This is a genomic window from Streptomyces vilmorinianum, assembly GCF_005517195.1.
Taxonomy (GTDB): Bacteria; Actinomycetota; Actinomycetes; order Streptomycetales; family Streptomycetaceae; genus Streptomyces; species Streptomyces vilmorinianum.
Genome location: NZ_CP040244.1, coordinates 2,987,335 through 3,007,287, shown reverse-complemented (window position 1 = coordinate 3,007,287; position 19,953 = coordinate 2,987,335). Strand labels below are relative to the sequence as shown.

16 protein-coding genes are annotated in these 19,953 nt (G+C 71.4%); 11 read left to right on the top strand and 5 right to left on the bottom strand.

Annotation, left to right across the window (positions count from 1 at the left end; all coding sequences use genetic code 11):
• Positions 1-85: 85 nt before the first annotated feature.
• Positions 86-1,519 (top strand): Gfo/Idh/MocA family protein, encoded by a 1,434-nt coding sequence (locus FDM97_RS14110; RefSeq protein ID WP_137990760.1) that lies wholly within the window; start codon positions 86-88, stop codon positions 1,517-1,519.
• A 71-nt stretch (positions 1,520-1,590) separates the two neighbouring features.
• Here FDM97_RS14110 and FDM97_RS14105 read toward each other — a convergent pair whose 3' ends face one another.
• On the bottom strand, positions 1,591-3,195 hold the full coding sequence (locus tag FDM97_RS14105; protein ID WP_137990759.1) for a peptide-N4-asparagine amidase: 1,605 nt from the start codon (positions 3,193-3,195) through the stop codon (positions 1,591-1,593).
• Between the two features lie 167 nt (positions 3,196-3,362).
• On the opposite strand from FDM97_RS14105, the gene FDM97_RS14100 reads away from it, so the two are divergent.
• Positions 3,363-5,219: an ABC transporter transmembrane domain-containing protein gene (locus FDM97_RS14100; protein WP_137990758.1), complete on the top strand. Its 1,857-nt coding sequence runs from the start codon at positions 3,363-3,365 to the stop codon at positions 5,217-5,219.
• Entirely contained in the window at positions 5,216-6,997 is a 1,782-nt protein-coding gene (locus FDM97_RS14095; protein WP_137990757.1) for an ABC transporter ATP-binding protein, read from the top strand. The genes FDM97_RS14100 and FDM97_RS14095 overlap by 4 nt, the downstream gene beginning before the upstream one ends.
• 167 nt (positions 6,998-7,164) lie before the next feature.
• On the opposite strand, the gene FDM97_RS14090 is transcribed toward FDM97_RS14095, so the two are convergent.
• Positions 7,165-7,956 carry a metal-dependent hydrolase gene (locus FDM97_RS14090; RefSeq protein ID WP_137990756.1) on the bottom strand — a complete coding sequence of 264 codons (792 nt, stop codon included), beginning with the start codon at positions 7,954-7,956 and terminating at the stop codon, positions 7,165-7,167.
• A 132-nt stretch (positions 7,957-8,088) separates the two neighbouring features.
• Between FDM97_RS14090 and FDM97_RS14085 the strand changes: the two genes are divergently transcribed.
• The 4 genes from FDM97_RS14085 to FDM97_RS14070 all read left to right on the top strand — a co-directional run bounded on the left by FDM97_RS14085 (position 8,089) and on the right by FDM97_RS14070 (position 13,039).
• Entirely contained in the window at positions 8,089-10,602 is a 2,514-nt protein-coding gene (locus FDM97_RS14085) for a DEAD/DEAH box helicase (RefSeq protein WP_137990755.1), read from the top strand.
• A gap of 12 nt (positions 10,603-10,614) precedes the next feature.
• On the top strand, positions 10,615-11,478 hold the full coding sequence (locus FDM97_RS14080; RefSeq protein WP_137990754.1) for an acyl-CoA thioesterase: 864 nt from the start codon (positions 10,615-10,617) through the stop codon (positions 11,476-11,478).
• Between the two features lie 79 nt (positions 11,479-11,557).
• Positions 11,558-12,043, top strand: a complete 486-nt coding sequence (locus FDM97_RS14075) for a glutathione peroxidase (protein WP_137990753.1) — start codon at positions 11,558-11,560, stop codon at positions 12,041-12,043.
• 207 nt (positions 12,044-12,250) lie between these two features.
• Positions 12,251-13,039 carry a putative protein N(5)-glutamine methyltransferase gene (locus tag FDM97_RS14070; RefSeq protein WP_137990752.1) on the top strand — a complete coding sequence of 263 codons (789 nt, stop codon included), beginning with the start codon at positions 12,251-12,253 and terminating at the stop codon, positions 13,037-13,039.
• A 50-nt stretch (positions 13,040-13,089) separates the two neighbouring features.
• Here FDM97_RS14070 and FDM97_RS14065 read toward each other — a convergent pair whose 3' ends face one another.
• Positions 13,090-14,457, bottom strand: coding sequence for a cytochrome P450 (locus FDM97_RS14065; protein WP_137990751.1), 1,368 nt, complete (start codon positions 14,455-14,457; stop codon positions 13,090-13,092).
• A 141-nt stretch (positions 14,458-14,598) separates the two neighbouring features.
• On the opposite strand from FDM97_RS14065, the gene FDM97_RS14060 reads away from it, so the two are divergent.
• Positions 14,599-15,066: a VOC family protein gene (locus tag FDM97_RS14060; protein WP_175439116.1), complete on the top strand. Its 468-nt coding sequence runs from the start codon at positions 14,599-14,601 to the stop codon at positions 15,064-15,066.
• 39 nt (positions 15,067-15,105) lie between these two features.
• Here the strand turns inward: FDM97_RS14060 and FDM97_RS14055 are convergent, their stop codons facing one another.
• Complete coding sequence (locus FDM97_RS14055) at positions 15,106-16,332, bottom strand: acyl-CoA dehydrogenase family protein (protein WP_137990750.1); 1,227 nt, start codon at positions 16,330-16,332, stop codon at positions 15,106-15,108.
• 163 nt (positions 16,333-16,495) lie between these two features.
• Between FDM97_RS14055 and FDM97_RS14050 the strand changes: the two genes are divergently transcribed.
• On the top strand, positions 16,496-17,143 hold the full coding sequence (locus tag FDM97_RS14050; protein WP_137990749.1) for a TetR/AcrR family transcriptional regulator: 648 nt from the start codon (positions 16,496-16,498) through the stop codon (positions 17,141-17,143).
• 24 nt (positions 17,144-17,167) lie between these two features.
• Here the strand turns inward: FDM97_RS14050 and def are convergent, their stop codons facing one another.
• Positions 17,168-17,728: a peptide deformylase gene (def, locus tag FDM97_RS14045; protein ID WP_137990748.1), complete on the bottom strand. Its 561-nt coding sequence runs from the start codon at positions 17,726-17,728 to the stop codon at positions 17,168-17,170.
• 126 nt (positions 17,729-17,854) lie between these two features.
• Here def and FDM97_RS14040 point away from each other — a divergent pair, with 126 nt between their 5' ends.
• Together FDM97_RS14040 and FDM97_RS14035 are read left to right on the top strand one after the other, a co-directional pair.
• Positions 17,855-19,102, top strand: coding sequence for a Mur ligase family protein (locus FDM97_RS14040; protein ID WP_137990747.1), 1,248 nt, complete (start codon positions 17,855-17,857; stop codon positions 19,100-19,102).
• A 19-nt stretch (positions 19,103-19,121) separates the two neighbouring features.
• Entirely contained in the window at positions 19,122-19,850 is a 729-nt protein-coding gene (locus FDM97_RS14035; RefSeq protein ID WP_137990746.1) for a type 1 glutamine amidotransferase, read from the top strand.
• Positions 19,851-19,953: the final 103 nt, after the last annotated feature.

Genomic DNA, 19,953 nt, shown 5'->3' with positions numbered 1-19,953 from the left:
GCGCCCTTGCGTACCACCAGTCTCAACGGCCAGGGTCCTGAGCGGGATTCATGAGCCAGCCGTGCACTCAGCTACTGGAGGTTCCATGAACGACAACGCACCGCGGACGCCGAGTCGCCGCTCCGTCCTGCGGACCACGGCCGGTGTCGCGGGAGCGGGCATCGGCATCGGCGCCGTGGGCGCCGGCCCGGCCGAAGCCGCCGCGCCCGAGGCGGCCGAGGCTGCCGTCACAGCCGTCACGGCGGACGACACCACCGGGACACCCCCGCGCAGAGGCGCCACCATGGCCGGCATCCCCTTCGAGGGACGCTCCACCGTGCGCGTCGGGATCGTCGGCCTCGGCAACCGGGGCGCCAGCATGATCGACCTCTTCCTCACCCTCCCCGGGGTGCGGGTGGTCGCGCTGTGCGACCCCGTGAAGGCGAAGACGGAGCGGGCCGCCGCCAAGGTCGTCGCCGCCGGGCAGCCCTCCCCCGCCGTGTACACCCACGGCGAGGACGACTACGAGAACCTCTGCAAGCGCTCCGACCTCGACTTCGTCTATGTGGCCACCCCCTGGGAGGTCCACTTCGAGATGGCGCGGGCGGCGATGCTGAACGGCAAGCACGTCGGCGTCGAGTGTCCCGTCGCGATGCGGATGGAGGACCTGTGGGAGCTGGTCGACCTCTCCGAGCAGACCCGCCGCCACTGCATGCAGCTCGAGAACTGCTGTTACGGCCGTAACGAGATGCGGGTCCTGCGGATGGCGCACGCGGGCAAGTTCGGCGATCTGCTGCACGGCGCGGGGGCGTACAACCACGATCTGCGCGAGCTGATGTTCTCTCCCACGTACTACGAAGGTCCCTGGCGCCGGCTCTGGCACACCCGGCTGCGGGGCGACCTCTACCCGAACCACGGCTTCGGACCGGTCGCCAACTACATGGACGTCAACCGCGGTGACCGGGTGACGAGCATCAGCAGCTTCGGGACGCCCGCGCTCGGCCTTGCCCAGTACCGGGCCGAGAAGATGCCCCCGGGCGACCCGAGCTGGAAGGAGACGTACATCGAGAGCGACCGGACGATCAGTCTCGTCCAGACGGCGAAGGGCCGCCTCATCCGTCTGGAGCACGACGTCTCGACGCCGCACCCCTACAGCCGGATCAACAGTCTGGGCGGCACGCGGGGGGTGTTCGAGGACTACCCGGCCCGTATCTACCTGGAGCCGGACCACCAGGGACATCAGTGGGGGGACTTCGCCGCGTACGCCACCGAGTTCGACCACTGGCTCTGGAAGGAGCACGCCAATCCGCCGGGCGGGCACGGCGGGATGGACTACATCATGATCTTCCGGTTGATGCAGTGCATGCGCCTCGGGCTCGTCCCCGACTTCGACGTGTACGACGCGGCGACCTGGACGGCCCCGGTGCCGCTCAGCCATGCCTCGATCAAGGCGAAGGGCGCGCCGCAGGCGATCCCGGACTTCACCCGCGGTGAGTGGAAGAAGACCCGGTCGGGCGTGGACTCGGCCAAGCCGGCCTGAGCGGAGTGGGGGCCCGGCACCGGGCCCCCACCTCCGCCGTCCTCCGTCGTCCTCCGTCGTCCTCCGCGACGTCAGCAGCGCAGACGGTCCTCCGTGACCGTGCCCTGGGCCGTCCTCAGGGTCCGGTCGTAGCAGCCCCCGGAGCCGTGGAGCCGGTAGCGCTCGGCCGTCGTGCCGACCGCGTGGCGCTGATCGCGGGGCACCCCGGTGGTGTAGGTGGCGTCGCCGGTGTAGCTGTTGTCGAGGTGCGACCAGGACAGCCGCGTGCCGGACCGTACGACGACGGTGTCGGCGCGGTCGCCGAGCGCGAGCACGGTCCGCAGCCGGTTGTCGGGGCCGACCGTCGTCTCGCCGTCCATGGCGTACGTGCGGTGGGTGCGGGTGCTCGTACGGCCGACGGTCACGGTCTCGTCGTCGGTCCACCGCGCCGTGAGTGCGTCCGGGTTCTCGCCCTCGGACCAGCGGTGGACGGAGGTGTGCCCGAGCGTCCGGGTGACGGTGGTGTCGACGCGGCCGTGCGAGGTGTTCAGATGGCCGGCGACGGTGAGCGCGTGGGCACCTTCGGTGTCCAGTCGGTGCTCCGAACCCGCCATGTACACCGAGGAGTTGCGCGGCGCCGTCGCCTCGTGGCGGTCGAGGGACCCCGTGACCACGGAGCTGCCCTCGTCCTGCCAGAGCAGGAGGTTGGTGGGGGTGCTCCAGCCGGCCTGTCCGGCCGGGACGCCGGCCACGGACACCTCGACCCGGTGGGCGCGGCCGTCGTTGAGGAGCCCGGCGAAGGGGGTCAGGTCGTAGACGATCGGCTGGATGTCGAAGGCGCGCGGGCCGGGGGTGACGTACCAGAGGAAGGGGTTGGACCAGCCGCCCGTCCACACCGTGGGGAACGGGGCGGCGATTCCCGCGAGCTGTCCGTCGACGGAGATCCGCACCTCGCGGTAGGGACCGTCGGTCGCCTTGCAGGAGTACGGGGCCGCGTCGGGCACGGTCAGGTACCAGTACTCCTCACAGCCGCCGCCGGAGCCGGTGGCGTACACCTCGGCGAGGACGCGTTCGGTGTTGCGCGGAGTGGTCAGGCTCGGGGAGACGAGCGGTATCACCCGGTCGGGCGTGTTCGCGGCGGGCCTCACCTGCCCCTGCGCCGTGTAGAAGGTGAGCGTGACCCGCACGTCGAAGACGCCCGTGTACGTCTCGTTCACGACATTGCCGATGAGCATCTCGACAGACTGCGGGCGGCTGAGGGTGTCGCGGTAGCGGGTGACGTCCTTCTCGACCGACCAGCTGATGCCGTCGGGCGAGGGCTGGGGCGTCGAGGTGCGGAAGATCTCCACGCCGCCCACCGTGAGGTAGCCGAGCCGGTCGTACTGGCGCCCCTTCACGGCCCCTTCGAGCCGGAGCACGACCTTGTTCCAGCGGGTGCCGCACTCCTTCGGAGGTGCGTAACTCCCTTTATACGGCGTGAAGTCGCGGAACCGGGCCTCGGCGAGGGTCACTTCGCAGGAGCGCGTGCCGGGCCGGGCGACGGGCGGCGCGGCCGTCACCGGGTCGTGCCAGTCGCTGGTGAACTCGGGCGGGGGCGTGTCGTACGGAGCCTGCGCGGCCACCGGGTGGGCGGTGAGCAGCGCGCCGGCGGCCAGCACGAGGCCTCCGATCATGCTCATGATCTTCTGCTGTCTCATGGGACGGGAGTGAAGCGCGGGGGGTCCGGGGCGTCCAGAGGGCGTTGTTGGACCTTGGCGTGTTCTGTGCCCCCATGCGAATAAATCGATTGCCGCCCGCCGTCCCCCAGGGCGAACCTTGCACGGTTTGAGCCATCTGACGAAGAACCGGAAGACCCTGGGACGACATGCAGATTCGCGATCTACCGTACGCCGATCCAGGGATCCCCGATGTCCGCACGGGCACCCGGTTCCTCCTCTGGCTCGGCCGCAACCAACTCGGCGGACAGGTCAGGGCCACCCTCTGGGGCCTCCTGCTCCAGCTCTCCATCGCCGCGCTCCCGCTCGGCGTCGGTCTCTCCGTACAGGCGGTCGTGGACCGCGACGGCACGGGGCTCGCGCTGGCGGGCGGCCTGCTCGCCCTGCTCGGGGCGGGCATCGCGGTCGGCGACATGATGCTGCACCGTACGGCCGTCACCAACTGGGTCACCGCGGCCGCCCGTGTGCAGCAGCTGCTCTCCCGCAAGACCGCGGAACTCGGCTCCGTACTGACCCGGCGGGTCGCCGCGGGCGAGGTCGTGGCCGTGTCGACCGGCGACGTCGAGAAGATCGGCTGGTTCGTGGAGGCCCTGTCGCGGTTCGCCGCGGCAGCGCTCACACTGATCGCCGTCTGCGTCGGCCTGGTCGTCTACCAGCCCGCGCTCGGCGTCGTCGTCGCGCTCGGCGTGCCGGTGCTCGCCCTCGCCGCGCTGCCGCTGCTCCCCCGCGCCACGCGCCGGGCGGACGTCCAGCGCGAGAAGGCGGGCAAGGCCACCGAACTCGCCTCCGACACCGTGGCCGGACTCCGCGTGCTGCGCGGCATCGGCGGCGAGGAGCTGTTCCTCACCCGCTACCGCAGGGCGTCCCAGGAGGTCCGCAGGGCCGCCGTCCGCAGCGCCCGCATGTGGGCGCTGATCGCGGCGATCCAGGTGCTGCTGCCGGGGGTGCTGCTCATCGTCGTGGTCGCGTACGGGGCATGGCTCGCCCTCGACGGAACGATCACGGTCGGCGAACTGGTCACCGTCTACGGCGCGGTGGCGCTGACCCATCATCCGCTGCGGAACTTCGAGGAGATCGCCATGGCCTTCTCCTTCTCCCGGCCGTCCGCCAAGCGGGCCGCCCGGGTGCTCTCGCTGACGCGCACGACGACGGCGACCGACGCACACGACAAGGCGGCAACCGGCGACCTGTACGACCCGCTCACCGGGCTGCTCGCTCCGGCCGGGCGCTTCACGGCGGTCGTCTGCGGCGACCCGGACGCGGCCGGCCGGCTCGCGGACCGGCTGGGCGGCCACCCCACCGAGGCGTCCGGGCGGCACACCTCGGTCCTCCTGGGCGGCGTGCCGCTGGACGAGCTGGACCTGGACTCCGCGCGTACGGCGGTACTGGTCCAGGACAAGGATCCGGTGCTGCTCTCCGGCACGCTGCGCGAGCTCCTCGACGTGCCGTCCTCCGGAGCGGTCACGGCCGAGGACGCCCTGGCCGCCGCGCAGTGCGGGGACGTGCTCGACGCGCTGGCCCAGGCCTCCGTCGACACCGACGGGGACCCGATGCGGACCCGGATCACCGAGCGGGGCCGGTCCCTGTCGGGCGGTCAGCGCCAGCGCCTGGCGCTGGCCCGCTCCCTGGTGACGGACCCGCAGGTGCTCGTCCTGGACGAGCCGACCTCGGCGGTCGACTCGCACACCGAGGCCCGGGTCTCCGCGGGGGTGCATCGCCTCCGCGAGGGCCGTACGACGGTGGTACTGGCCTCCTCGCCGCTCCTGCTCGACCGGGCGGACCGGGTGCTCCTGATCCACGACGACGAGGTGGTGGCCGTCGGCACCCACCGCGAGCTGCTGCGCGCAGAGCCGCGCTACCGGGCCGTCGTCACCCGGGAGACCGAGGAGGAACCGGACCTGGAGCTCGAGGCCGAGCAGGAGGATTCAGTGCCGGAAGAGACAGTGCCGGAAGAGACAGTGCCGGATGAGACATGGGAAGCAGAGCTCGAAGGAGAGTCGGCATGATCGGCCTGGCGCCCCCGGAGTACGACCCGGCGGCCCCGCAGACCGCCACGACCCTGCCCGTCGGCACCGCCGCGACCGTACGGGCCTACGTACGCGAGCTGCTCCGCCGTCACCGCAGGGCGTTCGCGCTGCTCATCGGTGTCAACGCGGTCGCGGTGATCGCCTCGATGGCCGGTCCGTACCTGCTCGGCTCGCTCGTGGAGCGGCTCGCCGAGGGAGCGCGTGATCTCCATCTGGGGCGCACCGTCGGCCTGTTCGCGCTCGCCCTGCTCGTCCAGACCCTCTTCGTGCGGCTGGTGCGGCTGCGCGGGGCGATGCTCGGCGAGGAGATGCTGGCGGATCTGCGCGAGGACTTCCTCGTCCGGTCGGTGGGCCTGCCGCCCGGCGTGCTGGAGCGTGCGGGCACCGGCGACCTGCTGTCCCGTATCACCACCGACATCGACCGGCTCGCGAACGCGATGCGCGAGGCCGTGCCGCAGCTCGCGATCGGGGTGGTGTGGGCGGGGCTGCTGATCGGCGGGCTCGCCGTCACCTCGCCCCCGCTGACGCTCGCCCTGCTGATCGCGGCGCCGCTGCTGATCGTCGGCTGCCGCTGGTACTTCAGGCGGGCGCCGTCGGCGTACCGCTCGGAGGCCGCGGGTTACGCGGCCGTCGCCGCCGCGCTCGCCGAGACGGTCGACGCGGGCCGTACGGTCGAGGCGCACCGCCTCGGCGCGCGCCGCATCGCCCTGTCGGACCGGCGGATCCGTGAGTGGACCGCGTGGGAGCGGTACACCCTCTTCCTGCGCTCGGTGCTCTTCCCGGTCGTGAACCTGACGCACACCGCGGTCCTGGCGGGCGTCCTGATGATCGGCGGGGTGTTCGTCCTGCGGGGCTGGATCGACGTCGGGCAGCTCACCACGGGCGCGCTGCTCGCGCAGATGCTGGTGGAACCGGTCGGGATCATCCTGCGCTGGTACGACGAGCTGCAGGTGGCGCAGGTGTCGCTGGGCCGGCTCGTCGGCGTCCGGGACATCGAGCCGGACGCCGGGGACGGGGAGGTACGGCCCGAGGGACGTACGGTCCGGGCGGACGAGGTGCACTTCGGCTACCGGGAGGGCGTCGACGTGCTGCACCGGGTGTCGATGGACGTCGCCCCGGGCACCCGGCTCGCCCTCGTCGGCCCGTCCGGCGCGGGCAAGTCGACGCTCGGCCGGCTCCTCGCGGGCATCTACGCCCCGCGGACCGGCTCGGTCACGCTCGGCGCCGCCGAGCTGGCGAAGATGCCGGCCGAGCGGGTCCGCGAGCATGTGGCCCTGGTCAACCAGGAGCACCACGTCTTCGTCGGCTCGCTCCGCGACAATCTGCTCCTCGCACGGACGGGGGCCGAGGACGCGGAGCTGTGGGCGGCGCTCGGCGCGGTCGACGCGGACGGCTGGGCGCGGGCCCTCGACGGGGGCCTGGACACCGAGGTCGGTTCGGGCGGGCTCGCGCTCACCCCGGCGCAGGCCCAGCAGATCGCTCTGGCACGCCTGGTCCTCGCCGACCCTCACACGCTGGTCCTGGACGAGGCGACCTCGCTCCTCGACCCGCGGGCGGCCCGTCATCTGGAGCGCTCCCTGGCCCGGGTCCTGGACGGCCGTACGGTCGTCGCGATCGCCCACCGGCTGCACACCGCGCACGACGCGGATGTGATCGCGGTGGTCGAGGAGGGCCGGATCAGCGAGCTGGGCAGCCACGACGAGCTGGTGGCGGCGGACGGGGCGTACGCGGCGCTGTGGCGGTCCTGGCACGGGTGACGTCGTGACGTGGTGACGTGGTGACGTGGTGACGTACGAGGACGTACGAGGACGTACGAAAAGGGCCGCCTCCTGTGGGGGGCGGCCCTTCGTCGTCCGAGGGGGCTAGGGGGTGTCTTGTGGATCAGGCCGGATCAGCGAGCCCGGCAAGATCCACAAGACACCCCCTAGATGTAGCCGAGCGCCGAGGCGCCGCCCACGCCGCCGAGGAGCATGAAGGCCGGCATGAGGACCTTCAGCTCGACCCAGCTGCCCGCGCGGAACCGCATCCCCTTCGGCGGGCCCACCGGGTACCACCGCTTGCGCCCGACCGGGATCGGCCACAGGATCGGGCAGCCGGAGACGGTCAGCGCGTCGCCGATGTCGTGGACGAGCGCGCCGAGGACGATCGGCAGGCCCAGCCAGAGGTACTCCTGCCCGGGAGCGGTGAAGAGCCAGTCCGCGCCGTTGCCCGGCTGGTCCAGGACGCCCGCGAGGATCCAGGCGCTGGTGGCGCCGAGCAGCCAGACCAGGATGTCGCTGGACATCCGGGCGGCCCGCCACAGCAGGCCCTCGACGGCCAGGACGAGGTGGACGAAGAGGATCGCGAGGACGGCCCAGCGGCCGCCGGTGATCGCCAGGACCGAGGCTCCGGCGCCGATCAGGACCGCCCAGAGCCAGGTGTGGGTGAGCGTGCGGTGGCCGCCCGAGCGGCGGGGGTCGGCGGTGGAGCGGGTGGACTTGTAGACGGCGTACGAGAGCTTGTCGACGATCTCGCACAGGCCCCGGGAGATCGGTCCGAAGGCGCGCGAGATGGTCGCGGACTTGTGGTCGAGGTCCGGGGCGAGTGCCGCGCCCGCGCAGATGAGCGCTCCGACGACGACAACCGGCCAGGGCATGGGGTGGCCCGCGGCGGCCGCCGCCGCGCCGACGCCCAGCCAGGCCGCTGCTCCGGACAGCGAGTGCGCCGGTCCCATCATGGTCGTTCCCGCCCCATTCCTCCTGTGCCGGCGCTCAGTTGACGACCGGTCGACGGGGCATCGTACCGTTCGTGATCTTCTCGCCGGTGGCCGGTTCCCTCATCCGGGCGGAATCCAGGCAAGATGGGGGGCGTGACCCTTATCGATCAGCTGCCGCCGAACGCCGACCCCGACGCCCTCTTCGAGGCTTTCTCCTCATGGGCGGAGGGCCGGGGCATCACCCTCTACCCGGCCCAGGAGGAGGCGCTGATCGAGGTCGTCTCCGGTGCCAACGTGATCTTGTCCACTCCCACCGGTTCGGGAAAGTCGCTGGTCGCGGCGGCCGCGCACTTCACCGCGCTCGCGAACGACCAGGTGACCTTCTACACCGCGCCGATCAAGGCGCTGGTGTCGGAGAAGTTCTTCGACCTGTGCAAGCTCTTCGGCACCGAGAACGTGGGCATGCTGACCGGCGACGCGTCCGTGAACGCCGACGCGCCCGTGATCTGCTGCACGGCCGAGGTGCTGGCCTCCATCGCGCTGCGGGACGGCAAGTACGCCGACATCGGCCAGGTCGTGATGGACGAGTTCCACTTCTACGCGGAGCCGGACCGCGGCTGGGCCTGGCAGATCCCGCTCCTGGAACTCCCCCAGGCACAGTTCGTGCTCATGTCGGCGACGCTCGGCGACGTGTCGATGTTCGAGAAGGACCTGACCCGGCGGACCGGGCGGCCGACCTCGGTGGTCCGCTCGGCGACCCGGCCGGTGCCGCTCTCGTACGAGTACCGGCTCACCCCCATCACGGACACCCTGACCGAGCTCCTGGAGACGAAGCAGGCTCCGGTCTACATCGTCCACTTCACCCAGGCACAGGCCGTCGAGCGCGCGCAGTCGCTGATGAGCATCAACATGTGCACGCGGGAGGAGAAGGACCAGATCGCCGAACTGATCGGCAACTTCCGCTTCACCACCAAGTTCGGCCAGAACCTCTCGCGTTACGTACGCCACGGCATCGGCGTGCACCACGCCGGCATGCTCCCCAAGTACCGCCGCCTCGTCGAGAAGCTCGCCCAGGCGGGCCTGTTGAAGGTGATCTGCGGTACGGACACCCTCGGCGTCGGTGTCAACGTCCCCATCCGTACAGTGCTGTTCACCGCGCTGACGAAGTACGACGGCAACCGCGTGCGCACGCTGCGCGCCCGTGAGTTCCACCAGATCGCGGGCCGCGCCGGCCGGGCGGGCTTCGACACCGCCGGCTTCGTGGTCGCGCAGGCGCCCGAGCACGTCATCGAGAACGAGAAGGCGCTGGCGAAGGCGGGCGACGACCCGAAGAAGCGCCGCAAGGTGGTGCGCAAGAAGGCCCCGGAGGGCTTCGTCGCGTGGAGCGACACCACCTTCGAAAAGCTGATCGCCGCCGAGCCGGAGCCGCTGACCTCGCGCTTCAAGGTCACCAACATCATGCTGTTGTCGGTGATCGCCCGGCCGGGCAACGCCTTCGAGGCGATGCGCAAGCTCCTGGAGGACAACCACGAGCCGCGCAAGGCGCAGCTGCGGCACATCCGCCGGGCCATCGCGATCTACCGCTCGCTGCTCGACGGCGGCGTGGTCGAGCAGCTGGACGAGCCGGACGCCGAGGGCCGCACGATCCGGCTGACGGTCGACCTCCAGCAGGACTTCGCGCTCAACCAGCCGCTGTCGACGTTCGCGCTCGCCGCGTTCGACCTGCTGGACCAGGAGTCGCCGTCGTACGCCCTGGACATGGTCTCGGTCGTCGAGTCGACCCTCGACGACCCGCGCCAGATCCTGGCCGCCATGCAGAACAAGGCGCGCGGCGAGGCGGTCGGGCAGATGAAGGCCGACGGCGTCGAGTACGAGGAGCGCATGGAGCGGCTCCAGGACATCTCGTACCCGAAGCCGCTGGAGGAGCTGCTCTGGCACGCCTACAACGTCTACCGGACGTCCCACCCGTGGGTGGGCGACCACCCGGTCTCGCCGAAGTCCGTCATCCGTGACATGTACGAACGGGCGCTGTCCTTCACGGAGTTCACCTCCTGGTACGAGCTGGCGCGGACCGAGGGCATCGTGCTGCGCTATCTCGCGAGCGCGTACAAGGCGCTGGACCACACGATCCCGGACGATCTGAAGACCGAGGATCTCGAGGACCTGATCGAGTGGCTCGGCGAGATGGTGCGCCAGGTGGACTCCTCGCTGCTCGACGAGTGGGAGCAGCTGGCGAACCCGGAGGTCGAGACCGCCGAGGAGGCGCAGGAGAAGGCCGACCAGGTCAAGCCGGTCACGGCCAACGCGCGCGCCTTCCGGGTGCTCGTGCGCAACGCGATGTTCCGCCGGGTGGAGCTGGCGGCGCTCGACAACGTGGACGCGCTGGGCGAGCTGGACGCCGAGTCCGGGTGGGACGCGGACGCGTGGGGCGAGGCGATGGACGCGTACTGGGACGAGTACGACGACCTGGGTACGGGGCCGGACGCGCGCGGCCCGAAGCTGCTCTCGATCGAGGAGGATGCGGCCCACGGCCTGTGGCGCGTCCGGCAGACCTTCGCCGACCCGAACGGCGACCATGACTGGGGCATCAGCGCGGAGGTGGATCTCGCGGCCTCCGACGAGGAGGGCCGGGCGGTCGTCCGCGTGACGTCCGTGGGACAGCTCTAAGGAGATGAGACGGTGACCAATCCCGCCGAGAGACTTGTCGACCTGCTCGACCTGGAGCAGATCGAGGTCGATATCTTCCGTGGCCACAGTCCGCAGGAGTCGCTGCAACGGGTCTTCGGCGGGCAGGTCGCCGGCCAGGCCCTGGTGGCGGCCGGGCGTACGACCGAGGGCGACCGGCCGGTGCACTCGCTGCACTCCTATTTCCTGCGTCCGGGACGGCCGGGCGTGCCGATCGTCTACCAGGTGGAGCGCGTGCGGGACGGCCGTTCCTTCACCACTCGCCGGGTCACCGCGATCCAGCAGGGCCGCACGATCTTCAACCTCACCGCCTCCTTCCATCTGCCGGAGGAGGCCGGGTTCGAGCACCAGCTGCCGCCGCGGCACATGACGGACCCGGAGACCCTGCCGAAGCTCGCGGACGAGATCCGCGACCACCTGGGGGTGCTGCCGGAGGCCCTGGAGCGGATGGCCCGGCGCCAGCCCTTCGACATCCGCTACGTGGACCGGCTGCGCTGGACGAAGGACGAGGTCAAGGACGCGGACCCGCGCAGCGCGGTGTGGATGCGCGCGGTGGGCCCGCTCGGGGACGACCCGCTGGTGCACACCTGCGCGCTGACGTACGCCTCCGACATGACGCTCCTGGACGCGGTCCGGATCCCGGTGGAGCCGCTGTGGGGCCCGCGGGGCTTCGACATGGCGTCGCTGGACCACGCGATGTGGTTCCACCGTCCCTTCCGTGCGGACGAGTGGTTCCTCTACGACCAGGAGTCGCCGATCGCGACGGGCGGCCGCGGCCTGGCCCGCGGCCGGATCTACGACCGGGAGGGTCGGCTGCTCGTCTCGGTGGTGCAGGAGGGGCTGTTCCGGAAGCTGTAGGAATCCACCGGGATTGCCAGTGGTTCCTCACTCGTGTTGGGATCGCATCCTGTTTCGACGTTCGACGAGGAGCCTGTCCATGAGCCTGTACGACATTCCGCTGCGCACCCTGACCGGCGACCCGATATCGCTGGCCGACTACCGTGACCAGGCCGTCCTGGTCGTCAACGTCGCCTCCAAGTGCGGCCTGACGCCGCAGTACGCCGGTCTCGAGCGGCTGCAGAAGGAGTACGGGGAGAAGGGCTTCACGGTGCTCGGTGTGCCCTGCAACCAGTTCCTGGGCCAGGAGCCGGGCACCGCGGAGGAGATCCAGACCTTCTGCTCGACGTCGTACGGCGTGACGTTCCCCCTCCTGGAGAAGACGGATGTGAACGGCGAGGCCCGTCACCCGCTCTACGCGGAGCTGACCAAGGTCGCGGACGCCGAGGGCGAGTCCGGGGACGTCCAGTGGAACTTCGAGAAGTTCCTGATCGGCCGCGACGGGCAGGTCACCCGCTTCCGTCCGCGCACCGAGCCCGACGCCCCCGAGGTCGTCGCGGCCATCGAGGCGCAGCTCGCCGTCTGACGAGCGGGCCGAGCGGGCCGAGCGGAATGAGCGCGGTCGGGTGATCCACACGGTGCCGATCATGTAATGTGCGTGGCTCCGACAGCGGACGACCGAGGAGGTGGGACCCATCAACGCCATGCAGGCAGGGTGCTCCCTCGCGACGACCGTGTGGTCGGCCGGACACAGGTGACCACGGGAGCGCCCTCGGCTTCCCGGAAGGTTTCCATGTCGCTCGACCCCTCTTTCTCCCTCCGTTCCACCACCGTCTCCCGACTCCGCGCCGCGGGCTGCGTGTTCGCCGAGGACGAGGCGGAACTCCTCTTCTCCGCGGCCCACAGCGACGACGAGCTCGACACGATGGTCGAGCGGCGCGCCGCCGGTCTGCCCATCGAGCATGTCGTCGGGTGGGCGGCGTTCGCCGGTCTGCGGATCGCCGTCGACCCGGGGGTCTTCGTGCCCCGGCGGCGTACGGAGTTCCTCGTGGGCCAGGCCGTGGGCCTGGCCGGTCCCGGCGCCGTGTGCGTCGATCTGTGCTGCGGCTCGGGCGCGGCCGGGGCGGTGCTGCTCTCGGCCGTCGAGGACGCCGAGGTGTACGCCTCGGACATCGAGCCGGCGGCCGTGCGCTGCGCGCGGCGCAACATCGAGCCGCGCGGCGGGCGGGTCTTCGAGGGTGACCTCTTCGCCCCGCTGCCGAGCGGGCTGCGCGGCCGCGTCGAGGTCCTGGTCGCCAACGTGCCGTACGTGCCGACGGAGGCCGTCGCGCTGCTGCCGCCCGAGGCGCGCGAGCACGAGCCGCTCGTCGCGCTGGACGGCGGCTCGGACGGGCTCGACGTCCTGCGCCGGGTCGCGGCCGAGGCCGCCGACTGGCTGGCCCCGGGCGGGCATCTGCTGGTCGAGACGTCCGAGCGGCAGGCCGCCCGGGCCGTCGAGGCGGTCTCCGGACGCGGCCTGACACCGCGGGTGCTCACCTCGGACGAGCTGTACGCGACGGTCGTCGTCTCGACGCGTCACTGACACGAACGGGCCGGTCCGGCCTCACGGTCGGGCCGGCCCGCGCGGTGTCGCTAGGCGGTACGGGGCCGGACCCGGCAGCGCGCCCAACCCGCTGCCTGGAGGGTGATCCCGGCGTTGACCGGCACTTCCGTGTCGATCGCGTCGAGCTCGTACTCCTGGAGGAGCATCGCGAGCGCGATCACCGACTCCAGCATCGAGAAGTGCTGGCCGATACAGGCGCGCGGGCCGCCTCCGAAGGGGAACCAGGCGTAGCGCGGGCGGTTCGCCTCGGCCTCGGGCGTGAAGCGCTCCGGGTCGAAGCGCTCCGGGTCCTCCCAGTAGGCGGGGTGCCGGTGGGTGACCCAGGGGGCGACGATCACGTCGGCACCGGCGGGGATGGTGTGACCGCCGATCTCGGTGGCGGCGACCGCCCGGCGGCCGATGACCGCTGCGGCCGGGAAGAGCCGCATGGCCTCCTTGAGCACCTGGGTGAGGTAGGGCAGCGCGTCGAGGTCGGCGGCGCCGGGGGTGCGGCCGGCCAGGACGCGGTCGACCTCCTCGTGAGCCCGCTTCTGCTGCTCCGGGTGGAGGGCGAGCAGGTGGAGGGCGAAGCCGAGGGAGGTGGCGGTCGTCTCGTGTCCGGCGAGCAGGAAGACGAGGACCTGCTCACGCAGTTCGGAGGCGTCGAAGCTGCCGTCCTCGGCGCTCTCGGCCTCGGCCAGGAGGGACAGCAGGTCCTGAGCCCCGCCCTCGGCCGCGCCGGCCGCCCGGCGCTCGGCGATGATCCGGTCGCAGACGGCGTACAGCTCCTCGTGGGCGGCGGCCGCGCGGCGGTTGCCGGGGGTGGGCCAGTCGCGGGGGATGTTGAGGGGCGAGAAGCCGCGGCGCAGGACGTAGTCGCCCATCACCGGGAAGGCGCGCTCCACGATGTCGGCGGCTTCCTCGACGTCCGTGCCGAAGAGGATGCGGGCGACGGCGCGCAAGGCGAGTCCGGTCATCTCGTCGAGGACGTCGACTGTGGAGTCCTCGGCGGTCCGCCAGGCCGCCGTGACGAGGGCCACCTCGGCGGCGACGGCCTCGGCGTAGCTGTCGACGCGGCGGCGTGTGAAGAGCGGCTGGACGAGCCGGCGCTGGCGGAGGTAGTCCTCGTCCTGGCTGGTCAGCAGTCCGTTGCCGAAGGACTCGCGGACCTCCTGGTAGAAGGCGTTGTCCTTGCGGAAGTTGGCGGACTCCGTGGCGAGGATCTGCTGGGCTCCCTCGGCGGAGAAGACTCCGTAGACGACGGCGCGCACTCCGGGCGGTCCGGCGGTGATCCGGACGACGTCGCCGTGTGCGCGCTGGGCGTTCAGGAAGGTGCCGAGCGAGTCGTTCCTGAGGTCGAACATCGAGCCGAGCAGCGGTAGCCCCGCCGGGCCCGGAATCGCGTTGCTGGTTGCCATGTGTGCGTTGCCCCCTTGATCGTCACCGGCCCTGCCGATTCTCTCCCACCAGGTGACCCACCGGTAGCCGTGGGGCACGAGCACCCGCCCGGATCCGGCCTGTCGGGCCGACTGTCAGTGGCGTCTGAGACGCTCGCTGCCATGGAACCGATCGAGATGACCCTGCAGCTGACCATCGACTGCGCCGAGCCGCAGAAGCTCGTGCCGTTCTGGGCCGCGGCCCTGCGCTATGTGCCTCAGCCGCCGCCGGAGGGGCACGAGACCTGGCGGGCCTACTGGGCGTCGATCGGGGTGCCCGAGGAGGAGCTGGAGGAGGGGGGCGGGGACCTGCCCGAGTCGATCGTGGACCCCAAGGGCATCGGTCCACGGGTCTGGTTCCAGCAGGTTCCGGAGCCGAAGACGGTCAAGAACCGGCTGCACCTGGATCTGAAGGTGGGCGGCGGCAGGGAGGTGCCGCTGGCGATGCGGCGCGAGCGCGTCGACGGCGAGGTGGCCCGGCTGACCGCCCTCGGCGCCTCGATCCTGTACACGATGGACGAGCCGCACGGCATGGACTACTACGCGGTGGTGCTCCAGGACCCGGAGGGCAACGAGTTCTGCGTGGTGTGACCTTCCTGGTCCCCCCACAGGGACCAGGAAGGCCGGGCCTCAGCGGATCGGCATGCCCGAGAGGGTCCGGGCGATCACCAGGCGCTGGATCTCGCTGGTGCCCTCGAAGATCGTGTAGATCGCGGCGTCGCGGTGCATGCGCTCCACCGGGTACTCCCGGGTGAAGCCGTTGCCGCCGAGGATCTGGATGGCCTGGCCGGTGACCTTCTTGGCGACCTCGCTCGCGTACAGCTTGGACATCGAGCCCTCGGCCGAGGTGAACGGCTTGCCGGTGGTCGCCATCCAGGAGGCGCGCCAGACGAGGAGCCGGGCGGCGTCGATCTGGGTGCGCATGTCGGCGAGCTGGAACGCGATGCCCTGGTTGTCGATGATCGGGCGGCCGAACTGCTCACGGGTCTTGGCGTAGTCGAGGGCGACCTCGTACGCGGCGCGGGCGGTGCCGACCGCCATGGCGCCGACGGCGGGGCGGGAGGCCTCGAAGGTGGCCATCGCGGCGTTCTTCACGCGCTCCCCGCCGCTCTTGGCGCGTTCCCGGGCCCGGGCCAGGCGCTCGTCGAGCTTCTCCTTGCCGCCGAGGAGGCACTGGCCGGGGACGCGGACGTTCTCCAGGACGACCTCGGCGGTGTGCGAGGCGCGGATGCCGTGCTTCTGGAACTTCTGGCCCTGGGAGAGGCCGGGGGTGTTCGGGGGCACGATGAAGGAGGCGTGGCCCTTGGAGCCCAGCTCGGCGTCGACGACGGCGACGACGACATGGACGTTGGCGATGCCGCCGTTGGTCGCCCAGGTCTTGGTGCCGTTGAGGACCCACTCGTCCTTGGCCTCGTCGTAGACGGCCCGGGTGCGCATCGAGGCGACGTCGGAGCCGGCGTCGGGCTCGGAGGAGCAGAAGGCGGCGACCTTGACGTCGTCGACGTCGCCGTACATCTGCGGGATCCAGGTGCCGATCTGCTCCTCGGTGCCGTTGGCGAGGACGCCGACGGCGGCGAGGCCGGTGCCGACGATGGACAGCGCGATGCCCGCGTCGCCCCAGAAGAGCTCCTCCATCGCCATCGGGATGCCGAGGCCGGTCGGGTCGAAGAACTGCTGGGCGTAGAAGTCGAGAGAGTAGATGCCGATCTTGGCGGCTTCCTGGATGATCGGCCAGGGAGTCTCCTCACGCTCGTCCCACTCGGCGGCGGCGGGCCGCATCACGTCCTCGGCGAATCCGTGCAGCCAGTCACGGACCTGCTTCTGGTCGTCGTTGAGTTCGAGCGTGAACTCGGCCATGTTCCCTCCCAGCAGTGCGTTACTTGCGGTAACAGTAGTCTGTTACTCGCCAGTAGAGCGTGTCAACCTGCGGCGGAGCGGTTCGGCCGTGCGGGCACCGCGGGCCGGTCGGGTGTTACGTTGCGACAGCCTCACGGAATTCGCACGGGCGGGGAGACACGCTATGGAGACCACACACCGGACCACCGACCAGCAGAAGCCGGCCGATCAGCGGCGCCGCGAACTGCTGGAGGCGGCGGACCGGGTGGTGCTCCGGGACGGCCCCAAGGCCTCGATGAACGCGATCGCGGCCGAGGCCGGGATCACCAAGCCGATCCTCTACCGGCACTTCGGCGACAAGGGCGGGCTCTACCGGGCCCTCGCCACCCGGCACACCGACGCGCTGCTCGCCGCGCTGCGGGCGGCGCTGGACGCGCCGGCCGACCGGCGCCGGCGGGTGGAGTCCACGCTCGACACGTATCTCGCCTCGATCGAGGCGATGCCGCAGGTCTACCGCTTCCTGATGCACCCGGCGGAGGAGACGCACCAGGCCGAGCAGGGCTTCGACGTGGGCCGCCACTCGGCGCCGGTGCTGCGGCGGATGGGCGAGGAACTGGGTCAGGTCATCGCCGAGCGCATCGACCTCGGGCCCGGGGGCGAGGCACAGGCCCGCATCTGGGGCCACGGCATCGTGGGCATGATGCACGCGGCGGGCGACTGGTGGCTCGGCGAACGGCCGTGCTCGCGGGCGGAGTTGGTGCGGGCGCTGGCGGACCTGCTGTGGGGGCGGCTCGCGGAGGCGGGCGACCGCCAAGGCGGGCCCGGATTCTGAGGGCCCCCCGGGGGGAGAACAGGGTCAGCCGCGCACCGCGTGCGCCCCAGCGCCCCACGGCTCCTTCCTGATCGCCCGTATCAGGCGTGACTTGCGCCACCCCGTCACGTGGTCCGCGTAGACGCCGCCCTCCAGGTGGTCGCACTCGTGCTGGAGGCAGCGGGCGAAGAAGCCCGTGCCCTCGACGCGGGCCGGGGTGCCGTCCAGGCGGACGCCCTCGACGACCGCGCGGTCGAAGCGGGGCGTCGGCGCCTCAAGGCCCGGCAGGGACAGGCAGCCCTCCGGGCCGCGGATCACGTCGCCGTCCGCCTCCACCAGGCGCGGATTGACCAGATGCCCGAGGTGGCGCACGTCCTCGTCGTCCGGGCAGTCGTACACGAAGACCCGCAGGCCCACGCCCACCTGGTTCGCCGCGAGGCCGACGCCGTTCGCCGCGTACATCGTCGCGAACATGTCCTCGATCAGCCGGGCGAGCTCCGGGCCGAAGTCGCTGACGGGTTCACAGGGGGCGTGCAGCACCGGGTCACCGAGCAGAGTCATCGCTCGGATGTGGCCGGAACTGCCGGGGATCGGCCGGTTTCGCATGGGCGTAAGGGTACGGTCCCCCGTGACCTCGCTGTTTCGGCAAGGGTCCCGGGGGTGCCGCGGTTCGGGTCGCTGGCCGGATCTCGATAGGCTGAGCCCGGACCGACGCAAGGAGGAACAAGAACGATGTCAGGACACCCCGGTAATCCAGAGCCGCTGTCGCCGCGCGCCAAGCTGGCCGTGACGGCGGGCAAGGCCGCCGCCGCGGTGTCGCGGGCGGCGGGACGCGGCAGCGGTTCGGTCATCGGCGGCCGGGTGGCGCTCAAGCTCGACCCCGACCTGCTGGGGCGGCTCGCGCAGCATCTGGACGTGATCCTGGTGTCCGCGACCAACGGCAAGACCACCACGACCCGGCTGATCGCCGAGGCGCTCCGGGCCAGCGGTCCGGTCGTCTCCAACGCGCTGGGCGCCAACATGCCCGCGGGCATCACCTCGGCGCTCGCGGGCGGCTCGGACGCGAAGTACGGCGTCATCGAGGTCGACGAGAAGTACCTCGCCGGCGTCGCCCGGGACACCACCCCCAAGGCGATCGCGCTGCTCAACCTCTCCCGCGACCAGCTCGACCGCGCCGCCGAGACCCGGATGCTCGCCGAGAAGTGGCGCGAGGGTCTGAGCGGCACGAAGGCCGTGGTCATCGCCAACGCCGACGACCCGCTGATCGTGTGGGCCGCCTCCTCCTCCCCCAACGTGGTGTGGGTCGCCGCAGGCCAGGAGTGGAAGGACGACGCCTGGTCGTGCCCCTCCTGCGGCGGTGTGATGCAGCGCCCCGGCGACGACTGGTTCTGCGGCGAGTGCGGTTTCCGCCGCCCGGCGCCGAGTTGGGCGCTCAACGGCGACCACGTCCTGGACCCGCACGGTTCGGCGTGGCCGATCCACCTCCAGCTGCCCGGCCGCGCCAACAAGGCCAACGCCGCGACCTCCGCCGCCGTCGCCGCCGTCTTCGGGGTGCCGCCGCAGGTCGCCCTGGAGCGCATGTACCAGGTGCAGGCCGTGGCCGGCCGCTACGACGTGGTCACCTTCCAGGGCCGTGAGCTGCGGCTGCTGCTCGCGAAGAACCCGGCGGGCTGGCTCGAAACGTTTTCCCTCATCGACCAGCCGCCGGCCCCGGTGATCCTCTCCGTGAACGCGCGCGGCGCCGACGGCACGGACACCTCCTGGCTGTGGGACGTGGACTACGGGCGGCTCGCCGGCCACCCGATCATGGTGATCGGCGACCGCAAGCTGGACCTGGCGGTCCGCCTGGAGGTCGCGGGCGTGGACTTCCGCGTGTGCGAGTCGATCGACGAGGCGGTCCAGCTGGCCCCGCCCGGACAGATCGAGCTGATCGCCAACTACACCGCCTTCCAGGACGTCCGCCGCCGCGTCGGCAACTGACCCGTAGAGGACTTGCAGCATGAGTGAGAGCAGCCTGCGCCTGGTCTGGGTCTACCCGGACCTGCTCAGCACCTACGGCGACCAGGGCAACGCCCTCGTCGTCGAGCGCCGCGCCCGCCAGCGCGGTCTGGACGTCCAGCGCGTCGACGTCCGCAGCGACCAGCCGGTGCCGACCTCCGGCGACATCTATCTGATCGGCGGCGGCGAGGACCGGCCGCAGCGGCTCGCGGCCGAGCGGCTGCGCCGCGACGGCGGCCTGGAGCGTGCCGCGTCCAACGGCGCGATCATCTTCTCGGTCTGCGCCGGCTACCAGATCCTGGGCCACGAGTTCATCAACGACCTCGGCGAGCGCGAGCCCGGCCTCGGTCTGATCGACGTGATCTCCACCCGCGGCGAGGGCGAGCGGTGCGTCGGCGACGTCCTCGCGGACATCGACCCGCGCCTCGGTCTCCCCCAGCTCACCGGGTTCGAGAACCACCAGGGCATCACCCATCTCGGCCCGACGGCCCGCCCGTTCGCCCGCACCGTCCTGGGCAAGGGCAACGGCACGGGTGACGGCACCGAAGGCGCGTACAACGACACCGTCTTCGGTACGTACATGCACGGCCCCGTCATGGCCCGCAACCCTCAGATCGCGGACCTGCTCCTGAAGCTGGCCCTCGATGTGAACGCGCTGCCGCCGACCGACGACCGGTGGTACGAGGCGCTGCGCGCCGAGCGCATCGCCGCCGCGACGCAGCCCGCCTGAACCGGGGCGCAGTCCATATAACGGACTGCACGTCTGAGCAGCCGTGTGCGCATTGGATTCGTAAGTCAATACGGTGTCCAATCCGCGGACATCCGGTTCGGCC

Bases quoted from the DNA above. Each gene is read 5' to 3' on its own strand.
- FDM97_RS14055 (WP_137990750.1), bottom strand. From the start codon at position 16,332: ATGGCCGAGTTCACGCTCGAACTCAACGACGACCAGAAGCAGGTCCGT.
- FDM97_RS14100 (WP_137990758.1), top strand. From the start codon at position 3,363: ATGCAGATTCGCGATCTACCGTACGCCGATCCAGGGATCCCCGATGTC.
- def (WP_137990748.1), bottom strand. From the start codon at position 17,728: ATGCGAAACCGGCCGATCCCCGGCAGTTCCGGCCACATCCGAGCGATG.
- FDM97_RS14090 (WP_137990756.1), bottom strand. From the start codon at position 7,956: ATGATGGGACCGGCGCACTCGCTGTCCGGAGCAGCGGCCTGGCTGGGC.
- FDM97_RS14105 (WP_137990759.1), bottom strand. From the start codon at position 3,195: ATGAGACAGCAGAAGATCATGAGCATGATCGGAGGCCTCGTGCTGGCC.
- FDM97_RS14110 (WP_137990760.1), top strand. From the start codon at position 86: ATGAACGACAACGCACCGCGGACGCCGAGTCGCCGCTCCGTCCTGCGG.
- FDM97_RS14075 (WP_137990753.1), top strand. From the start codon at position 11,558: ATGAGCCTGTACGACATTCCGCTGCGCACCCTGACCGGCGACCCGATA.
- FDM97_RS14065 (WP_137990751.1), bottom strand. From the start codon at position 14,457: ATGGCAACCAGCAACGCGATTCCGGGCCCGGCGGGGCTACCGCTGCTC.
- FDM97_RS14035 (WP_137990746.1), top strand. From the start codon at position 19,122: ATGAGTGAGAGCAGCCTGCGCCTGGTCTGGGTCTACCCGGACCTGCTC.
- FDM97_RS14095 (WP_137990757.1), top strand. From the start codon at position 5,216: ATGATCGGCCTGGCGCCCCCGGAGTACGACCCGGCGGCCCCGCAGACC.
- FDM97_RS14050 (WP_137990749.1), top strand. From the start codon at position 16,496: ATGGAGACCACACACCGGACCACCGACCAGCAGAAGCCGGCCGATCAG.
- FDM97_RS14040 (WP_137990747.1), top strand. From the start codon at position 17,855: ATGTCAGGACACCCCGGTAATCCAGAGCCGCTGTCGCCGCGCGCCAAG.
- FDM97_RS14060 (WP_175439116.1), top strand. From the start codon at position 14,599: ATGGAACCGATCGAGATGACCCTGCAGCTGACCATCGACTGCGCCGAG.
- FDM97_RS14070 (WP_137990752.1), top strand. From the start codon at position 12,251: ATGTCGCTCGACCCCTCTTTCTCCCTCCGTTCCACCACCGTCTCCCGA.